This window comes from Streptomyces sp. S07_1.15, assembly GCF_020739505.1.
Classification (GTDB): Bacteria; Actinomycetota; Actinomycetes; order Streptomycetales; family Streptomycetaceae; genus Streptomyces; species Streptomyces xinghaiensis.
Genome location: NZ_JAJBZK010000001.1, coordinates 5,503,347 through 5,520,427 on the forward strand (window position 1 = coordinate 5,503,347; position 17,081 = coordinate 5,520,427).

15 protein-coding genes are annotated in these 17,081 nt (G+C 76.4%); 7 read left to right on the plus strand and 8 right to left on the minus strand.

The annotated features are described in order from the left end of the window. The first annotated feature begins 23 nt into the window (after positions 1–23). Together LIX60_RS23580 and LIX60_RS23585 are read left to right on the plus strand one after the other, a co-directional pair. Positions 24–2,081, plus strand: a complete 2,058-nt coding sequence (locus tag LIX60_RS23580) for an ABC transporter ATP-binding protein (protein WP_227960341.1) — start codon at positions 24–26, stop codon at positions 2,079–2,081. A 248-nt stretch (positions 2,082–2,329) separates the two neighbouring features. Then, positions 2,330–4,141 carry an ABC transporter ATP-binding protein gene (locus LIX60_RS23585; RefSeq protein WP_227962895.1) on the plus strand — a complete coding sequence of 604 codons (1,812 nt, stop codon included), beginning with the start codon at positions 2,330–2,332 and terminating at the stop codon, positions 4,139–4,141. Between the two features lie 96 nt (positions 4,142–4,237). On the opposite strand, the gene LIX60_RS23590 is transcribed toward LIX60_RS23585, so the two are convergent. Together LIX60_RS23590 and LIX60_RS23595 are read right to left on the minus strand one after the other, a co-directional pair. Further along, on the minus strand, positions 4,238–4,867 hold the full coding sequence (locus tag LIX60_RS23590) for a response regulator transcription factor (RefSeq protein WP_227960343.1): 630 nt from the start codon (positions 4,865–4,867) through the stop codon (positions 4,238–4,240). Between the two features lie 176 nt (positions 4,868–5,043). Further along, complete coding sequence (locus LIX60_RS23595) at positions 5,044–5,760, minus strand: TetR family transcriptional regulator (protein WP_227960345.1); 717 nt, start codon at positions 5,758–5,760, stop codon at positions 5,044–5,046. 359 nt (positions 5,761–6,119) lie between these two features. Between LIX60_RS23595 and LIX60_RS23600 the strand changes: the two genes are divergently transcribed. Genes LIX60_RS23600 through LIX60_RS23610 form a run of 3 tightly spaced genes read left to right on the plus strand, consistent with a single transcriptional unit; the run spans position 6,120 to position 9,423 of the window. Then, positions 6,120–7,577, plus strand: coding sequence for a glycosyltransferase family 4 protein (locus LIX60_RS23600; RefSeq protein ID WP_227960347.1), 1,458 nt, complete (start codon positions 6,120–6,122; stop codon positions 7,575–7,577). After that, a complete protein-coding gene (locus LIX60_RS23605; RefSeq protein ID WP_227960349.1) occupies positions 7,571–8,341 on the plus strand; it encodes a class I SAM-dependent methyltransferase in 771 nt (256 codons plus the stop codon). The genes LIX60_RS23600 and LIX60_RS23605 overlap by 7 nt, the downstream gene beginning before the upstream one ends. Further along, positions 8,338–9,423, plus strand: a complete 1,086-nt coding sequence (locus LIX60_RS23610) for a prenyltransferase (protein ID WP_227960351.1) — start codon at positions 8,338–8,340, stop codon at positions 9,421–9,423. The genes LIX60_RS23605 and LIX60_RS23610 overlap by 4 nt, the downstream gene beginning before the upstream one ends. Positions 9,424–9,589: 166 nt before the next feature. On the opposite strand, the gene LIX60_RS23615 is transcribed toward LIX60_RS23610, so the two are convergent. From LIX60_RS23615 to LIX60_RS23630, 4 genes are all read right to left on the minus strand, one after another. Then, positions 9,590–9,886 (minus strand): hypothetical protein, encoded by a 297-nt coding sequence (locus LIX60_RS23615; protein ID WP_030545182.1) that lies wholly within the window; start codon positions 9,884–9,886, stop codon positions 9,590–9,592. A 307-nt stretch (positions 9,887–10,193) separates the two neighbouring features. Continuing rightward, positions 10,194–11,066, minus strand: a complete 873-nt coding sequence (locus LIX60_RS23620; protein ID WP_227960353.1) for a hypothetical protein — start codon at positions 11,064–11,066, stop codon at positions 10,194–10,196. A 235-nt stretch (positions 11,067–11,301) separates the two neighbouring features. Continuing rightward, on the minus strand, positions 11,302–12,243 hold the full coding sequence (locus LIX60_RS23625) for an N-acetylmuramoyl-L-alanine amidase (protein ID WP_227960355.1): 942 nt from the start codon (positions 12,241–12,243) through the stop codon (positions 11,302–11,304). A gap of 23 nt (positions 12,244–12,266) precedes the next feature. Beyond that, positions 12,267–12,935 (minus strand): class I SAM-dependent methyltransferase, encoded by a 669-nt coding sequence (locus LIX60_RS23630; RefSeq protein WP_227960357.1) that lies wholly within the window; start codon positions 12,933–12,935, stop codon positions 12,267–12,269. A gap of 444 nt (positions 12,936–13,379) precedes the next feature. On the opposite strand from LIX60_RS23630, the gene LIX60_RS23635 reads away from it, so the two are divergent. Then, positions 13,380–14,312, plus strand: a complete 933-nt coding sequence (locus LIX60_RS23635; RefSeq protein ID WP_227960360.1) for an SDR family NAD(P)-dependent oxidoreductase — start codon at positions 13,380–13,382, stop codon at positions 14,310–14,312. Positions 14,313–14,543: 231 nt separating this feature from the next. Further along, the gene (locus LIX60_RS23640) at positions 14,544–14,840 is read left to right on the plus strand and encodes a hypothetical protein (protein ID WP_227960362.1); all 297 of its coding nucleotides are present in this window, start codon (positions 14,544–14,546) and stop codon (positions 14,838–14,840) included. Between the two features lie 207 nt (positions 14,841–15,047). On the opposite strand, the gene LIX60_RS23645 is transcribed toward LIX60_RS23640, so the two are convergent. Both LIX60_RS23645 and LIX60_RS23650 read right to left on the minus strand, forming a co-directional pair. Then, positions 15,048–15,209, minus strand: coding sequence for a hypothetical protein (locus LIX60_RS23645; RefSeq protein WP_227960364.1), 162 nt, complete (start codon positions 15,207–15,209; stop codon positions 15,048–15,050). Positions 15,210–15,347: 138 nt separating this feature from the next. After that, positions 15,348–16,868, minus strand: a complete 1,521-nt coding sequence (locus tag LIX60_RS23650) for a hypothetical protein (RefSeq protein WP_227960366.1) — start codon at positions 16,866–16,868, stop codon at positions 15,348–15,350. Positions 16,869–17,081: the final 213 nt, after the last annotated feature.

Sequence of the window (17,081 nt, forward strand, 5' to 3'; positions counted from 1 at the left end):
GAGGAGGGGAGACACCGCAGCCCATGGCCACCGAGCCGGCCGGCACCGGCCCCTCCGCCGAAGCCCGGGACGCCGGGGACCGCTCCCCCGGCGCACGGGCCGTCACCCCGGGCGGGGACTCCCGCCGTGCGGAAGCCCGCGGTGCGGAAGCCCGCGAGAAGGCCCGTAATGGCAAGACCCGTAACGGCAGGGCCCGGACCGCCGGCGCCCGCCGCCACGACGAGGCCCGTACCTCTCCGGCCGCCGCCGGCGCCTCTCCCGCGGACCCGGCCCCCGGCGCCCGCCGGCTGCTGGCCGGCGCCGCGCGCCGCAGCACCGGCCGGGCCGTCCTGATCCTCTGCGCCACCACGGCCTCCGCCGCCGCGACCATCGCGCTGCCCGCCGTGCTCGGCCACACCCTCGACCTGCTGCTCGGCAGACGGGACGGAGCCCAGCCATGGGTGGCGCTCTGCGGCGTGCTGCTCGCGGCCGAGGTCCTGCTCGACGCGCTCACGGCCCACGCCACCGGCGTCACCAACGCCCGCTCCACGGCCTGGCTGCGCAACCGCGGCACCGCCCACCTCCTCTCCGTCGGCCCGCGCCGCGCCGCCCGGTTCACCCCGGGCGACGTCGTGACCCGGCTGACCGGCAACGCCGCCGAGGCGGGCACGGTCCCCGCCACCGCGGCCGCCTCCGCCGCCTCGCTGCTCACCCCGGTCGGCGGCATCGTCGCCCTCGTCCTCGTCGACGTCTGGACCGCCGCGGTGTTCCTCGCCGGGGTGCCCGTCCTCCTGCTGCTCCTGCGGGTCTTCGTCCGCAGCTCCTCCGACAGCGTGACGCGCTACCAGCGCATCCAGGGAGACATCGCGGCCCGGCTGATGGAGGCACTCGGCGGCGCGCGGACCGTCGCGGCCGCCGGTACGGCGCGCCGTGAGCGGGACCGGGTGCTCGCGCCCCTCCCCGAACTCGACGCCCAGGGGCGCCGGATGTGGCAGGTCTACGGCCGTGCCGTCACCCAGGGCGGCATCCTGGTGCCGCTGCTGACCACCGCCGTCCTGGCCGTCGGCGGTGTGCGGCTGGCCGCCGGGCAGCTCAGTGTCGGCGAACTCCTGGCCGCCTCCCGCTACGCGGGCCTCGCCGCCGGGATCGGCGCCGTCGTCGGCCAGCTGAGCGCCCTGGTGCGCGGCCGGGCCGCCGCCCGCCGCACCGCCGAACTGCTGTCCGCGCCGCGCGTGCGCCACGGCAGCCGCCGTCTGCCGCCCGGCGGGCCCGGCCGGCTCGAACTGCGCGGCGTCACCGTGGTCCGGGGCGGCGCCCGGGTGCTGGACGGCGTCGACCTCACCGTCCCCGGCGGCGTCACGGCCGCCGTCGTCGGGCGCTCCGGCGCCGGCAAGTCGGTCCTGGCCGCCGTGGCCGGCCGGCTGGAGGACCCGGACGGCGGCACCGTCCTGCTGGACGGCGTGCCGCTGCCCGAACTCGACCGGGCGGAGCTGCGCCGGGAGGTCGGCTACGCCTTCGAACGCCCGGCGCTGTTCGGCGGCACCGTGGGCGGGGCCATCGCCTTCGGCGCCGGCGAGCCCCCGGAGGAGACCGTACGGTCCGCCGCCCGCACCGCGCGCGCGGACTCCTTCATCCGCCTGCTGCCCGCCGGCTACGCCACCCGGCTCGCCGATGCGCCGCTCTCCGGCGGTGAGCTCCAGCGCCTCGGACTGGCACGGGCGTTCGCTCACGCCGGCCGGCTGCTGGTGCTGGACGACGCCACCTCCAGCCTGGACAGCGTCACCGAGCTGGAGGTGGGCCGCGCGTTGACCCGGGATGTACGGGCCGGCACCCGCCTGCTCATCGCCCACCGGGTCTCCTCGGCGGCGCGCGCCGACCTGGTGGTCTGGCTGGAGAACGGCCGCGTCCGCGCCGTGGGGCCGCACGAGGTCCTGTGGGAACGCCCGGCGTACCGCGCGGTCTTCGCCGGCACCGGCACCGGCACCGACGCCGATACCGGCACTGGCACCGACGCCGAAGCGATCGACCCGCCCGGTCCGGCGGTCACCGGTGCCCCGGGTGCCGTTCCCGGCGGCCGGGGCCGGACGGGGGGCGCCCCGTGACCCGGCCGGGACGCACGGAGGACACCACGCCGGAGCGGCGCGCCGCACCCGGGCCCGGAGCGGCAGCACGGCGGGAGGACCCCGCCGCGGGGCGGGGCGCCGCGACGGGGCGCGACCGTGCCGGACCGGACCCGGCGGCCCCGGACCGGCCGCAACCGGACCGGACCGCAGGGAGCCGGCCCGGAGAAGACCCGGCACCCCGGCCCCGCTCCGGGAGGGACCGGGCCGGGCGGGGGGCGCTGCGGCGGATCCTGCCGCAGGCGCGCCGGTTCCTCGGGGCGCGGCTCCGCGTCCTGGCCGCGCTCGGCGGCTGGTCGCTGCTGGAGTCGGCGCACACCTTCCTCGGCGGCTACAGCGTGGCGCAGGCCCTCGACCGCGGCTTCCTCGCCGGGGACACCCGCACCGGACTCCTCTGGCTGGCCGTGGCCGCCGCGGCCGTCGTCGTCGGAGGCTTCGCCAACCAGGGCGTGTTCCGCGGGCTGGCCGGCCTCGTCGAACCCCTGCGCGACGGGCTGCTGCGCCGGGTGGTGTCGGCCTCCCTGCGCGAGGCGGTCGCCGATCCGGCGCGGGCCGACAGCGCCGTCGTCTCCCGGATCACCCACCAGACGGAGACCGCCCGGGACAGTTTCGCGGGACTGGTGCTGGTGGCCCGCTCCTTCCTGTTCACCGCCGCCGGCGCCCTGCTCGGGCTGGCGTCCCTCGCCCCCCTGCTGCTGCTCGTCGTCGGGCCGCCGCTGCTGCTCGGCCTGGCCCTGTTCCTCGCCACGCTGATCCCGATGGCCGCCCGGCAGCGCGACTACCTCCGCGCCGACGAGGCGCTCGCCGAGGAGTACGGGGCGGTCGCCGGGGGCGTCCGGGACATCGTGGCCTGCGGTGCCGAGGACCGTACGGCGGCACGGGCCGCGCAACTCGCCGACGCCGAGCTGGGCGCCGCGCGGTCGCTCGCCCGGTGGGCCGCGGCGCGCACCCTGTCGCTCGGGGTGGCCGGGCAACTGCCCGTCCTGCTGCTGGTCTTCGCGACGCCCTGGCTGCTGGACAGGGGGGTCACGGCCGGTGAACTGCTGGGCGCGCTGACCTACTTGACGCAGTCGCTGCTGCCCGCGCTGCACACCCTGATGACGGCGCTGGGCGCCGCGGGCACCCGGCTGCTGGTGATCCTGGACCGGCTCACCGGAGGCCACGACGGCCCACCGGGCGCGGAGACGCCGGGCCCCGGGGCCCCCGGCTCCGTCCAGGGCGGCGCCGCGGTGCCGCGTCCGGACCCGGCCTCCTCGGCGGTGCCCCCCGCACGGAGCGCGGCCCCGGACGCGGTCACGGGCGGCGGGCCGGAGCCGGGCGCGCCGGCCGTCGAACTCCGCTCGGTCACCTTCGCCTACGGCGCCGGGGCGCACCCGGTGCTGCGCGATCTGGACCTCACCGTCGGGGCGGGGGAGTGCCTGGCGGTGGTCGGGCCGAGCGGCATCGGCAAGTCCACCCTGACCGGTCTGGTCGCCGGGCTGCTGACCCCGGGCCGGGGGGAGGTCCGGGTGCTCGGCCGCCCCGCCCGCTCGTGGCCGGCCGGGGAACCCGCGCGGCTGCGGGTCCTCATCCCCCAGCAGGCGTACGTCTTCACCGGCACCCTGCGGGAGAACCTGCTCTACCTCTGCCCGGACGGCGCCCCGCCGGAGGCGGTGAGCGCATCGGCGGAGGCGGTGGGCCTGTCCGGGCTGGCGGACCGGCTCGGCGGTCTCGACGCCGTCGTCGACCCCGCCGTGCTGTCGCAGGGGGAGCGGCAGTTGATCGCCCTGGCCCGGGCGCATCTGTCCCCCGCTCCGGTGGTGCTGCTGGACGAGGCGACCTGCCATCTGGACCCGGTGGCCGAGGAGCGGGCCGAGCGCGCGTTCGCGGAGCGGCCGGGCACGGTCATCACGGTCGCGCACCGGATCAGCTCGGCCCGCCGGGCCGACCGGGTGCTGGTGATGGACGGGGTGCACGCGCTCTGCGGCAGCCACGACGAACTGCTGGACCGCTCCGGTCTCTACCGTGATCTCGTGGGCCACTGGCAGACCGTGCGCGTCTGACACCCGGTGCGCCCGGGGGACTGGAATGGCCGCCGCCCGCCGGCCCGGCCCGTCGAAGCGGGGCCGGGCGCCGGCGGGCGGCGGCCGGGGCGGGACTCAGACCCAGCCGGCGCTCTGCGATATGCGAACGGCGTCGATGCGGTTTCTCGCACCGGTCTTGCGGATCACCGAGGCCATGTAGTTGCGCACGGTCCCGTTGCACAGATGCAGGCTCTTGGCGATCTCGGCGATCGGCGCGCCCTCGGCGGCCAGGGAGAGCACGCTCAGCTCGCGTGCCGTCAGCGGCATCTCGGCCGCCTGCATGAAGCCGAAAGCGAGCGATTCGTCCACGAATCGCTCGCCCTTGGACACCTTGCGGATGGCGTCCAGTAATCGCTGCGGGGTCGCGTTCTTGCTGACGTATCCCAGGGCGCTGGCGTCGAAGGCGCGGCGGAGCGCGCCCGGCCGTCCCGCGGTCACCAGGGCGAGCAGCGCGCTGCGGCGGCCGGTCCGGAGCCCCTGGGCCCCACGGCCCTCCGGCTCGGCGGCTTCCAGGACCGCGGTGAGCGAGTCCGAGGCCGGGTTGTCGGCGTCGACCACGCAGACGTCCGGACGGGTGGCTTGCGCCCGCGCCGGGAACTTGTCCCAGGTCGCCGCCGTGACTTCCAAATCGTGCTCCCTCCCCAGCAGTGCGGCCAGCGCCGACCGCAGAAGCCCGATGTCGTGCACCAGAAGTACCCGGATCACTTGCCCGTCCCCTCCAGACTCGTGTGCACCGGTGGTCTCCCATGTGTCCGTCTGTGTCCGTCGGAACATCTGATTAGTTGAGTCGTCCAAGAGCGCGTTCCCACAACGCGGGCGAGGGAACGGACGACACGGGACTTGGCCTACGGACTTGCCCTACGTCCCGTGCTGTAGTCGGTTCAGCGGGCGTGTTCCGGAGCTTTTCCGGGGTTTCGCGCGCCCCCCGCGTGCGCCACCTCCGCGCCCCCCTGGCGCGTCTCGTCCGCGCTGTCCGGTGTCCCCGCCTCCCGCGGGGCCGTGAGGTCGATGAGCCGGCAGGCGGTCTCGATGTCGGTGCGCACCCTCTCCGTGGAGGAACGGCCAGCCAGCCAGGCCACGAGCGTCGCGTGCCAGGTGTGCTCGATGACGCGGACCGCCGAGAGCAGTTCGGGGCCCGGGGTGCCGGTCCGCCCCATGGCGTCCAGGATGATCGTGGTGGTCAGCCGGGACACGGCGGCCACCTCCTCGCTCACCGACCGGTCGGCGAAGGTCAGCGCCCGCACCATCGCGTCCGCCAGCAGCGGCTCGCGCCGCAGCGCGCGGAAGGCGCGCAGCACCGTTTCGGCCACCCGGGCCGAGGGCGCCGCCGCGGTGACGGGTCTTCTCGCCGGCGTCTCGTACAGCCGCTGCAACTGGTCCCGCAGCGTGGCGACCAGCAGATGGATCTTGGACGGGAAGTAGCGGTAGAGGGTGCCCAGGGCGACCCCGGAGCTCTCCGCCACCTCGCGCATCTGTACGGCGTCGAAGCCGCCCCGGCTCGCGAGTTCGGCACTCGCACGCAGGATCGACCGACGGCGGGCCTCCTGACGCTCCGTCAGACGTGAGGGGGAGAGCTGTGACGCTGGTTCCGTGGTCATATGTCCCGATCCGTGACATCTCCGGTGTGCGCCGCCATCCGCAGGGGCACCTCACCGTGCCCGAGTGCTCACGGCGGGCGCAAGCTCAGGGCATGGCTCCGGAGGTGCGGAAAGGCCCGGCGGCGCGCCGACCGTGGTGCGAATCACCCGGCCCGGACCGGCGGTAAGTGCTACCTGCCGGTAGATTCGAAGCTCCTCCCACGGCGGACGACCACGGCGGGCGACTCCGCGGACGGCCGGGCGGGCAGCCGGGCGGGGTGACGGACGGGCGGCCGGGCGGCCGGCCAAGCTGAAACTTGTTCTAGATTGGCGCGAGCCGCTACGCTCCGGCAGAACTGAAGTGAGAAGGGGCCCGAAGAGTGACCGCTGAGGCCGCACCGGCAGCCGCATCGAGCCCCTCCGCCGGAACCCCCGGCCCCCTCGCGGCCGACGGCGGACGCCCGCTGCGCATCGCCCTCCTCACGTACAAGGGCAACCCGTTCTGCGGCGGCCAGGGCGTCTACGTCCGGCACCTCTCCCGCGAACTCGCCGCGCTCGGCCACTCCGTGGAGGTCATCGGCTCCCAGCCCTACCCGGTCCTCGACGGGACCCCCGGCCCCGGCGGAGTGAGCCTCACCGAACTGCCCAGCCTCGACCTCTACCGGCAGCCCGACCCGTTCCGCACCCCGGGGCCCGGCGAGTACCGCGACTGGATCGACGCCCTGGAAGTGGCCACCATGTGGACCGGCGGCTTCCCCGAACCGCTCACCTTCAGCCTCCGCGCCCGCCGCCATCTCGCGGCCCGCCGGGGCGCGTTCGACGTCATCCACGACAACCAGACCCTCGGCTACGGCCTGCTCGGCGGCCCCGCCCGGCTCGGCGCCCCGCTCGTCACCACCGTCCACCACCCCATCACCGTGGACCGGCGGCTCGATCTCGACGCCGCCACCGGGCCCTGGCGCCGCGCCTCCGTCCGCCGCTGGTACGGCTTCACCCGCATGCAGAAGCGCGTCGCCCGCCGGCTGCCGTCCGTGCTGACCGTCTCCGGCACCTCCCGCGACGAGATCGTGGAACACCTCGGCGTGCCCGGGGACCGCATCCACGTCGTCCACATCGGCGCCGACACCGAACTGTTCTCCCCGGACCCCTCCGTCCCCGAGATCCCCGGCCGGATCGTCACCACCTCCAGCGCCGACGTCCCCCTCAAGGGCCTGGTGCACCTCGTCGAGGCGCTCGCCAAGCTCCGCACCGAGCACCCCGGCGCCCATCTGGTCGTCGTCGGCAAGCGTGCCGAGGACGGGCCCGTCGCCGCCGCCATCGAGCGCTACGGCCTCGCCGACGCCGTCGAGTTCGTCAAGGGCATCAGCGACACCGAACTGGCCGACCTCGTGCGCGGCGCCCAGATCGCCTGCGTGCCCTCCCTCTACGAGGGCTTCTCGCTGCCCGCCGCCGAGGCCATGGCCACCGGCACCCCGCTGGTCGCCACCACCGGCGGGGCCATCCCCGAGGTCGCGGGCGAGGACGGCGAGACCTGCCTGGCCGTACCGCCGGGCGACGCCGGAGCCCTCGCCGCCGCGCTCGGCCGGCTCCTCGACCCCCACGACGGCCCCGCGCTGCGCCGCCGCCTCGGCCACGCCGGCCGGGAACGCGTGCTCTCCCGCTTCACCTGGGCCCGCGCCGCCCGCGGCACCGTCGAGCACTACCGGCGGGCCGTGGAGCGGCAGGGCGCCGCCCTCCCGGCCGGAGCCGCCGCCCCCACCGCCCCCTCCACCGGCCGTCCGCCCGGCCGGCCGGACCGGACGCACCCCCGACCGAAAGAGGCAGACCCCGAGTGCTGACCGTCGACTTTTCCCGGTTCCCGCTGGCCGCGGGCGACCGCGTGCTCGATCTCGGCTGCGGCGCGGGCCGGCACGCCTTCGAGTGCTACCGCCGGGGCGCGCACGTCGTGGCGCTCGACCGCAACACCGAGGAGATCCGCGAGGTCGCCACCTGGTTCGCCGCCATGAAGGAGGCGGGCGAGGCCCCGGCCGGCGCCACCGCCACCGCCATGGAGGGCGACGCGCTGGCACTGCCCTTCCCCGACGACAGCTTCGACGTCGTCATCATCTCCGAGGTGATGGAACACATCCCCGACGACAAGGGTGTGCTCGCCGAGATGGTCCGCGTCCTCCGGCCCGGCGGCCGGATCGCCGTGACCGTCCCCCGCTACGGGCCGGAGAAGGTCTGCTGGGCGCTCTCCGACGCGTACCACGAGGTCGAGGGCGGCCACATCCGCATCTACCGCGCCGGGGAACTGGTCCGCAGGATCCGCGAGGCCGGGCTGCGCCCCTACGGCAGCCACCACGCGCACGGGCTGCACTCGCCCTACTGGTGGCTGAAATGCGCCTTCGGCGTCGACAACGACAAGGCACTGCCCGTCCGCGCTTACCACAAGCTGCTGGTCTGGGACATCATGAAGAAGCCGCTGCTCACCCGGGTCGCCGAACGCGCCCTCGACCCGCTGATCGGCAAGAGCTTCGTCGTCTACGCCACCAAGCCGCGGCTCCCGGACCCCGGCCCCGTCGACGCGGCCACCGACGCAACCGCCGAGGGCCGGGCGTGACCAGCCCCGGCCGCACCGAACGCCTGGTCCTGCCCGGGGTCCTCACCGCCGAGCAGGCCGCCGCCACCGTGGCCGGCATCCTCGCCCACCAGCGCGAGGACGGCGCCATCCCGTGGTTCCGCGGCCACCACCTCGACCCCTGGGACCACGTCGAGGCCGCCATGGCCCTCGACGCCGCGGGCGAACACGAGCGCGCCGAGGCCGCCTACCGCTGGCTGGCCGACCACCAGCTGCCGGACGGCTCCTGGTACGCGGCCTACGCCGACGGCGACGCGGCGGCACCCACCGACCGCGGCCGGGAGACCAACTTCGTCGCCTATGTCGCCGTGGGCGTCTGGCACCACTACCTCTCCACCGGCGACGAGATCTTCCTCGACCGGATGTGGCCCACCGTCTACGCCGCCGTCGAGTTCGTCCTCGCCCTCCAGCAGCCCGGCGGGCAGATCGGCTGGAAGCGCGAGGCCCCGGAGCGCGACGGCGACGCCGGAGCGGCCGTCACCGACGCGCTGCTCACCGGCTGCTCCTCCATCCACCAGGCGTTGCGCTGCGCCCTGGCCATCGCCGAGCAGCGCGAGGACCCGCAGCCCGACTGGGAGCTGGCGACCGGACTGCTCGCCCACGCCATCCGGCACCACCCGGAGCGGTTCCTGGACAAGTCCCGCTACTCCATGGACTGGTACTACCCGATCCTCGGCGGGGCGCTGACCGGCACCGCGGCCAAGGAGCGCATCGAGGAGGGCTGGGACGCGTTCGTGGTCCCCGGCCTCGGCGTCCGCTGTGTGCTGCCGAACCCGTGGGTCACCGGCGGCGAGAGCGCCGAACTGGCGCTCGCCCTCTGGGCCATGGGGGAGTCGGACCGCGCCGTGGACATCCTCCGCTGGATCGGCCGTCTCCGGGACGGCGAGGGCATGTACTGGACGGGCTACGTCTACGAGGACGCCGCCTTCTGGCCGGAGGAGCAGACGACCTGGACGGCCGGCTCGGTGCTCCTGGCCGTGGCCGCCCTCGGAGGCGACGAGGCGACGACGGCCGTCTTCGGCGGCGAACGGCTGCCCGCCGGGCTGGACCCGGACTGCTGCTGAGGCGGGACCGGCTGTGGCGGCGGAGGAGCCGCCGGGAGCCGCCGGTCCGGCATCCGGCCGGGAACCCCGGTCGCGGCGGGGTCCCCGGCCGGACGGCTGCGGGACCGCCGGGCTCGCGCCGGGCGGGGCCGTGTGCCCTGCCCTGCCGTGCGAGCCCGGCCGGGGGTCAGGCCCCGCGCGGCATACGGGCCGCCAGGGCGTGCCCGATGGCGAGGTACACCACCGCCGGCAGCCCGTAGTTCAGCACCACGCGCAGCCAGTCGAGATCCATCGTGAAGAGGTCGCGGGACCATCCGGCCAGCCAGTGGGCCGCGTTCTGGACGAAGTTCACCAGGTCGTTCGCCCGGTTCGCGTCGAGCAGATACATGATGATCCACAGGACCAGGATTCCCGCGGCCACATTCGCCACCAGCCGGATCGCCGCGGCCGCGGTACTGCCGCCTGAACGTCGGTAAGGGCTCATGCAGCGCGTATTGCCCCGTTCATGCCACGGAAACCCCTCCGGGGCGCGAGCGGTACGGAACAGCCGGAACCGTCAAGTCCGGTACCGGACGGGTGGGCCCGCCGGGGCTGCCGGGTGCACTGGGGCCGCCGGACCCGCGCGAGCCCGGTACGAGGCGCGGAACACCCCGTGGACGACCGCGGCCCCCGCCCTCCCGGACGCCCCGGTGACGGGACGGACGGAACAGGGGAGCGGGGGCCGGGGAAACCACCGTGCCCGGCACCGTGCGGCACGAGACGGTGCCGTGAAGGGCCGGGCGGCGCCGGGATCAGCCGCGCTGGATGCCGGAGGTGTCCTGCAGGACGCCGCGCCGGCCGTCCTGGGTCTGCGCGACGAGCGCCTGACCGCGCTGCTCGACCGCCAGGTACCAGGTGCCGGGCGCCAGTTCGGCGATCGGCGTCGGGGAGCCGTCCTCCGCGTACAGCGGGCGGGCCACGGGCACCGCGAACCAGAACGGGGAGAAGTCGCCCCCACCCTGCGCCGGCGGGCCGGCCTGCGGGCCGGGCGCCGGGGCCCCCGCCTGCGGCTGGCCGCCGTACGACGGCTGCTGCCCGCCGGGGCCGGGCTGTCCCGCCGGGCCCGGGTAGCCGTAGCCCTGCGGCTGCTGCTGCTGGCCGCCCGGGTAGCCGTAGCCGCCCGGGGCCGGGGCGCCCGGTCCGGCCCCGTACGGGGTGGGGGCCTGCGGCTTCGGGGCGCCCAGCAGGGACGCCTGGAGGGCGGGCACCCGGCTCGGCAGCAGGGCGCCGGCGGCCAGCGCGAGCCCGCCGAGCAGCGCGAGGATCGCGCCGAGGCCGACGGACGGGCCGTCCGGCGTCACGAGGCCCCAGGCGGAGTTCCAGGCGGTCGCCAGCGCCAGCCCGGTGCCCCACTCGCCGAGGGAGAGCCCGAGGACCTTGCGGCCCTGCGGCTGGAAACGGCCCGCGATCAGCAGGCCGGTCGCGATCAGGCCGAGCAGGAAGATGGCGGGCAGGGCCAGCGGGAGCTGGTCCATGTCCCAGGCGCTGGGGAGATTCTTCTCGGCCTGGTCGCAGAACTCGCCTTCGCAGTCCACGGAGTAGTAATTCAGGAACGAGGCGATGAACAGCAACACCGCTGCTCCGATCACCACGCCGTCGCCTCGAGTGAGGGAGCGGATGTTCACGTAAGGTCCTTCGTCGTCTCGTGAGTGTGGTTGCTGCCGCCGGTGCGCGGGTGGCCTGGCGCGGGGGTGGCCCCCCATCGTACGGACGGACAAATCGCCCTGTGGTGCCGGGTGTGACAGCGGGTCACCATGACGTGCGCTTTCCCCGCTTTCCCCGTTTCCTCCCCCGTTTCCCCGTTCGGCCCGGCTCTCCCCCTTCTCCAGGGCGGCCGGGGAGGGCCATGGGCGGTGCCGTTCACGTCGTCAGGAAGGACTCCACGCCGTCCGCGATCCCCCGGGCCGCGCGCCCGCGCCACCGCGCGCTGGTGAACTGCCCGGCGTCGCGCGCGTTCCGCATGTTGCCGCACTCGACGAACACCTTGGGGACCGTGGAGAGGTTGAGCCCGCCGAGGTCGGAGCGTACATCCAAGCCGGTGCCGCCGCCGAGGTAATCCGCGGGCCGGAAACCGGTCTCCCGGGCGTACGCGCCGGCGACGTGCTCGCCCAGTTCGCGGGAGGGCTTGGTGATCGCGGCGGTGTCCGCCCGGCCCTCCCGGACCCGGCCCGGGAGGATCACATGGAAGCCCCGGGCGCCGGCCGGGGCACCGTCGGCGTGGACGGAGACGACGGCGTCGGCGCCCGCCTCGTTGCCGATCTCGGCGCGCTCGTCGATACAGGGCCCGTACGGGCGGTCACCGTCCTGGGTCAGCACGACCTCGGCGCCGCGCTGTTCGAGCAGCGTGCGGATTCTGCGGGCGACGTCCAGGGTGAACTCGGCCTCGGCGTAACCGGAGCCGGTGGCCGTCCCGGTGGTGTCGCACTCCTTGCGCCGGGTGCCGATGTCGACGGTCCGGGCGATCTCGCGCGGGTGGTCGCGGTTGCCGGGGTTGTGCCCGGGATCGATGACGACGACCTTGCCGGCCAGCGGCCCGTCCCGGTCACCGGACCCGGCGCCGTTCCCGCCGCTCGCCGAGGGCGCCGGTGCCCCCGGGCCCGGTTCCGCGGACGGCGCCGGGGTGACCCCGCCGTGCGGCCGTCCCGCCGTCGCGCCGCCCCCGCGGGCGCCCTCGACCGGGCCGCCGGCCGCCGACTGCCAGACCAGCCATCCGGCCACACCGGCGGGCACCAGCACGGACAGCCCGATCAGCGCGCGGCGGCGGGCCCGGCGGGGCCGTGCGAAAGAGTTGCCGTTCGACACGTCGGCGATGCTATCGGCGGGGGTCAGCTCTCCGCGCCCGTACGGCGCAGCACATGCAGGGAGCCGGTGGAGGACACCTCGGTGAAGTCCCCGGACTCCAGGGCGCGGCGGTAGATCCGGTACGGGGCCTGGCCGCCGTCGGCCGGATCGGCGAAGACGTCGTGGATGAGCAGCAGCCCGCCGGGCGGCAGATGCGGGGTCCAGCCCTCGTAGTCGGCGGTCGCGTGCTCGTCGGTGTGGCCGCCGTCGACGAAGACCAGCCCCAGCGGCCGCCCCCAGACCCGCGCCACCTGCGGCGAGCGGCCGACGACCGCGACGACGTGGTCCTCCAGCCCGGCCGCGTACAGGGTGCGGCGGAAGACGGGAAGGGTGTCCATCCGGCCCACCTCCGGGTCCACCAGGCCGGCGTCGTGGTACTCCCAGCCGGGCTGCTGCTCCTCCGAGCCGCGGTGGTGGTCCACGGTCACGGCGACGGTGCCGGCGTCCCGGGCGGCGGCGGCCAGCAGGATGGTGGACCGGCCGCAGTAGGTGCCGACCTCCAGCAGCGGCAGCCCGAGCCCGGCCGCCTCCACGGCGGCGGCGTACAGGGCGAGCCCCTCGTCGACGGGCATGAAGCCCTTGGCCGCCTCGAACGCGGCCAGCACCTCCGGGGCGGGCCGGGCGGTCGTCGCCTGCTGGGGCTGGGGGGCCATGGCTGTCCTTCTTGTCGCTGGTCGGCGGGGCGGTCCGTGCGGCCGGCCGGGGGCGGCGGGACGGACCGCGCGGCCCCGGCCGCCGTTCCGGGGCAGGGTCTCTCCTCCGGTACCGGGCGCCCGGCCGCCCGGGAACGGCGGGCGGAGCCGGCGGAGACCCCCATGCTGCCCGACGGCCCGCGCCGGGAGACGGGCGGGGGCGGCGTACAGGGGAGCGGGCGGGGCCGCTGCCCCGGGGCCCGCGCACCCGCCGCGTCCGGACCGGGCACGGGCCGCGTTGCCCGGAGCCCCGTTCGGCCGGGGTGACCGGGACGGGGCCGGCCGGGACGCTCATAGGGTGGGGCCCGCCCCGGGCGGTCCGGTGCGGGGCGGTGCGGGGCGCGGAAGCGGAGCCGGCAGCCGCCCCGTCACGGAACGCCGGCAGAGTGAGGAAGTGGTTACGCCATGACCGCCGCCAACCACCCGTCCGCGAACCCCGGTCCCGGAGAGAACCCCGGTCCCGGAGAGAAGCCCGGTCCCGGAGGGAAGCCCGGCACGGGCCCGGGAACGAACGGCGCCGCCGGTGCGGAGCCCGCCTCCGCGACCGGGCCCGCCGCCCTGCCCGCCGTACCGCCGTTCCCGGCCCGGGGGCGCCGGGTGCTGGTGACCGGTGCCTCGCGCGGACTCGGCCGGGCGCTCGCCCGGGTGTTCGCCGCGAACGGCGACCGGGTCGCGGTCCACTACGGGTCCCGGCGCGCGGAGGCGGAGCGGACCCTCGCCGCTCTCGACGGGGACGGCCACGCGCTGCTGGGCGCCGATCTGGCCGACCCCGGCGCGGCGGCCGGGCTGGCCGACGCGGCCCGTGAGGCGCTGGGCGGCCTCGACGTCCTCGTCAACAACGCGGCCGTCAACACCCCGCACCCGCCGGCCTCCACCGGCTTCACCGCATGGGCCGAGGCGTGGCGCCGCCATGTGGACGTCAACCTGCTCGCCACCGCCCATGTCTCCCACAGCGCCGCGCGGTGGATGATCGAGCAGGGCACGGGCGGACGGATCGTCAACATCGGATCCCGGGGAGCCTTCCGCGGTGAGCCCGACCACCCGGCGTACGGGGCGACGAAGGCCGCGGTGCACGCGCTCGGCCAGTCCCTGGCGGTCGCGCTCGCCCCGTACGGCATCGCGGTCGCCTCGGTGGCGCCCGGGTTCATCGGCACGGAACGGGTCGCGCACCGGCTGACCGGCCCGGAGGGCGCGGCCATCCTCGCCCAGAGCCCCTACGGCCGGGTCGCGGACCCGGACGAGATCGCGGCGGCGGTCCGCTGGCTCGCCTCACCCGAGGCGGAATGGTCCTCGGGCACGGTGCTGGACCTCAACGGGGCCTCCTACCTGCGCACCTGAGGAGCCGGCGGGTCTGCGGACCCCAACGGCAGCCGGTGTGGTGAACCGCGGGCCACGGACGACGCCGGCCGTCGCCGCGGCGGGGCCGGTGTGTCCGCGGCCCGCAGGCCCGTGCGGGGTCGGCTCGACGAGCTCGCGCTGCGAGCCGGAGAATTGGGCCCGGTGAGAACCGGGCACCGCCGGGCCGGCGTCCTCTCTCGTGACCAGCCCCCCACGCACGGGAGAACGATCGTGACCGGCAAGGATGTTGAACGGACCGACGAGCGGGTCCGCCCCGTGGAGCCCTGGTGGGCGGGGACGGGCACGTGGGGGGCTGCCGCACTGATCGTCGTGGGGAGCGTCGCCGTGGCGTGGGTCTTCCTCGGCCTGCCCGGAACTCCGGACGAGGTGGCGCAGGGCTATCACCAGGCCGCCAGGGTCATCGCCATCGGCTCGGTGATCGCGGGATGCGCCCTGCTGGGCCGCCGCCGCGCCCGGGCGGTAGCGGGGGCGGGGGCGGGGGAAGCGAACGAGCGGGAAAGCCCCTGACGCCACTGGGCGCCGTTCCCGGAACCCGTCCGGCGGGCGGGTGCGGGCGGTGGTGACGCGCGGGGGCGCGGACGGCAGCAACGACGTCCCCTGCTCCCCGGCACCCGGCTCCGTGCCGGTGGCCGCCGGGACTCCGTCCCCGGACGCGGCTGTGGCCGCCGGGGTCGCCGGCGGCCACAGCCGTTCGGTTTCTGCCGGAAGGACCGGTCAGGCGTCGCGTTCCGGCGCCGGGCGGCGGTGCCTGCCGCGTGCGGGGGCCGTGGCGTCCTCGGACGCGGCCGGTCCCCGGTGCTTCCCCGGGCCGGATGAGGTCTGGACGGTTCCCGTGCGCGGGCGGGCCGCGATGGTCTCGGTCTGTGTTTCGGACATGTCGGTGGTTCACCCCGTTGACTGACTGTGTGCTGTGTCCGGGGCCCGCGACCGCGACCACGGCATGAGACGCCTGCCGGTCATGCCAAGTCCCCTGTGGCGCACCGGTCGTGGACGGGCGCCGACCCCCACCGGAGTTTATCCCGGACCCCTGTCATGGACTCGCCCGGAGGTGCCGGGACACGCCGTCGGCATCTCCCGCAGGGGGACCGGGCGCGGGACGGACGGGGTTCCGCCGGGCGCGGACCCGGCACGCTCCCATGACAAGCCTGTTGACGGGTCGCCGGCGCCCGGTGCGCCGCCCCCTCCGCCGGTCGGCGGTGCCGGCTCTCCCGGCGGCGGGCCGGCTGCTCCGGCCGGTGGCGCCCCCGGTGACGTGCCCGCTCCGGGCAGCGTGTCCGAAGCCCTCGCCGCAGCCGCCCGGAGGTCCCTCCGGGAGATCATCCGGAAGGCCATCCGGGGCACCCGGGCCGGGCGGAGGAGCGGTGCGGTGGCGGGCAGGGGCACCCGGGCCAGGCCGCAGGGCACGTCCGCCGTGGCGTACGGCAGCCGGAGTTCCCCCTCCGCCGTCCACAGCCCGGTGCCCGCCAGCCAGCCCCGCGGCGCCGTGAGCAGGCGCAGCCGGCCCTCGGAGGGCCGCCACACCCCCACCCGGGGGCCGTCCGGGCCGTCGATCCGCAGGGCCACCCCGCAGTGCTCGGGCAGCAGCGTCTGGCCGGGCTGCACCGCGAAGGGGACCGGCGCGGTGCCGGCCGCCGCGGCCGCTCCGCCGCCGCTTCCCGCTCGGCCCGCCCCGCCGTCCGCGCGAGTGCCGTCCGCGCGAGTGCCGTCCGCGGAGGCCCCCTCCGCGGAGGTGCCGCCGGGCGGCCGGGCCGGGCCACCGGCCCCGTACAGCAGCGCGCCGGGGAAGCGCGCCGGGCGGGCGCTGCCGAGCACGCCCCAGCCCAGCCGGTCGTGCCCCGGCGCGTTCGACCGCAGCAGCAGCAGACCGCTGTCCGGGTCGGCGAGCAGCAGCCGGTCGTCGCTGTCCTCCGTGATCCGGAGCAGCGGGCTCGTCTCGCCGCGGTGCCGCAGATGGACGGTGATCGTCTTGGTGCGGCCGTCCACCGTCCGGTCCAGGGCCAGCAGGTGGCCGTCGCGGTCGAGCCAGGCGCCGCCCGAGCAGCGGCCGGGGATCTCGGTGACGCGCTCCGGCCCGGCGGGTCCGCCGTGCACGCGCCACAGTTCCGTGGACCGCTCGCCGGGCGCCAGCGCGTAGGCGGTGACGCCGTCGGGCGCGGGCGGGAGCAGCCGCAGCCGCTCGCGGCCGACCGAGCCGGCGGGCTGCTCGCCCGTGACGGGGCCGGCCGGGTAGAGCAGCGCGAGGGCGTGCCGCCCCTCCAGGCGGCGCCGGATCAGCACCCGCCCGTCCGCCAGTGGCAGTACCTCGCTGCCCGGCTCCTCCGGGCGGACGCCGGGCAGCCGTACGGCGTAGGGCTCCGGGCCGCCCAGGGTCCACCGCTCCGCGAACAGGCCGCCGTCGGGGTCCGGCAGCAGCCGGGCGGCGTACGAACCGTCCGCGGCGATGGTGAGCGCCGGGGCCTCCGCCGGGGCGGGGGCCGGGGGTCTTGCCGGTGCCGTGTCATCGTCCACGGCGGTCTCCAGGACACAAGCCGTCATGCTCGGTCACCTCCGGTTACCGATACTGGGTTTCGTCCGCCGGAACGGCCCCATGGAGCCGGGGTGCTTCATGCGTACGGGTGGCGTTCCCCCGAACCGGCTGAGCGGAGGGGCACAGATGTGCTGCCGTCGCTCGCCGGTTGTGCGGATACCGGCCGGGCCCGGGGCGGCGGGGCACCGGCGGGTCCGCCCGGGGAGGGCCCGGGCAGGGGC

What these genes read in the sequence shown, in the direction of transcription:
- LIX60_RS23615 (WP_030545182.1), bottom strand. Translation starts at nt 9,886, where the DNA reads ATGAGCCCTTACCGACGTTCAGGCGGCAGTACCGCGGCCGCGGCGATC.
- LIX60_RS23580 (WP_227960341.1), top strand. Translation starts at nt 24, where the DNA reads ATGGCCACCGAGCCGGCCGGCACCGGCCCCTCCGCCGAAGCCCGGGAC.
- LIX60_RS23645 (WP_227960364.1), bottom strand. Translation starts at nt 15,209, where the DNA reads ATGTCCGAAACACAGACCGAGACCATCGCGGCCCGCCCGCGCACGGGA.
- LIX60_RS23635 (WP_227960360.1), top strand. Translation starts at nt 13,380, where the DNA reads ATGACCGCCGCCAACCACCCGTCCGCGAACCCCGGTCCCGGAGAGAAC.
- LIX60_RS23650 (WP_227960366.1), bottom strand. Translation starts at nt 16,868, where the DNA reads ATGACGGCTTGTGTCCTGGAGACCGCCGTGGACGATGACACGGCACCG.
- LIX60_RS23595 (WP_227960345.1), bottom strand. Translation starts at nt 5,760, where the DNA reads ATGACCACGGAACCAGCGTCACAGCTCTCCCCCTCACGTCTGACGGAG.
- LIX60_RS23630 (WP_227960357.1), bottom strand. Translation starts at nt 12,935, where the DNA reads ATGGCCCCCCAGCCCCAGCAGGCGACGACCGCCCGGCCCGCCCCGGAG.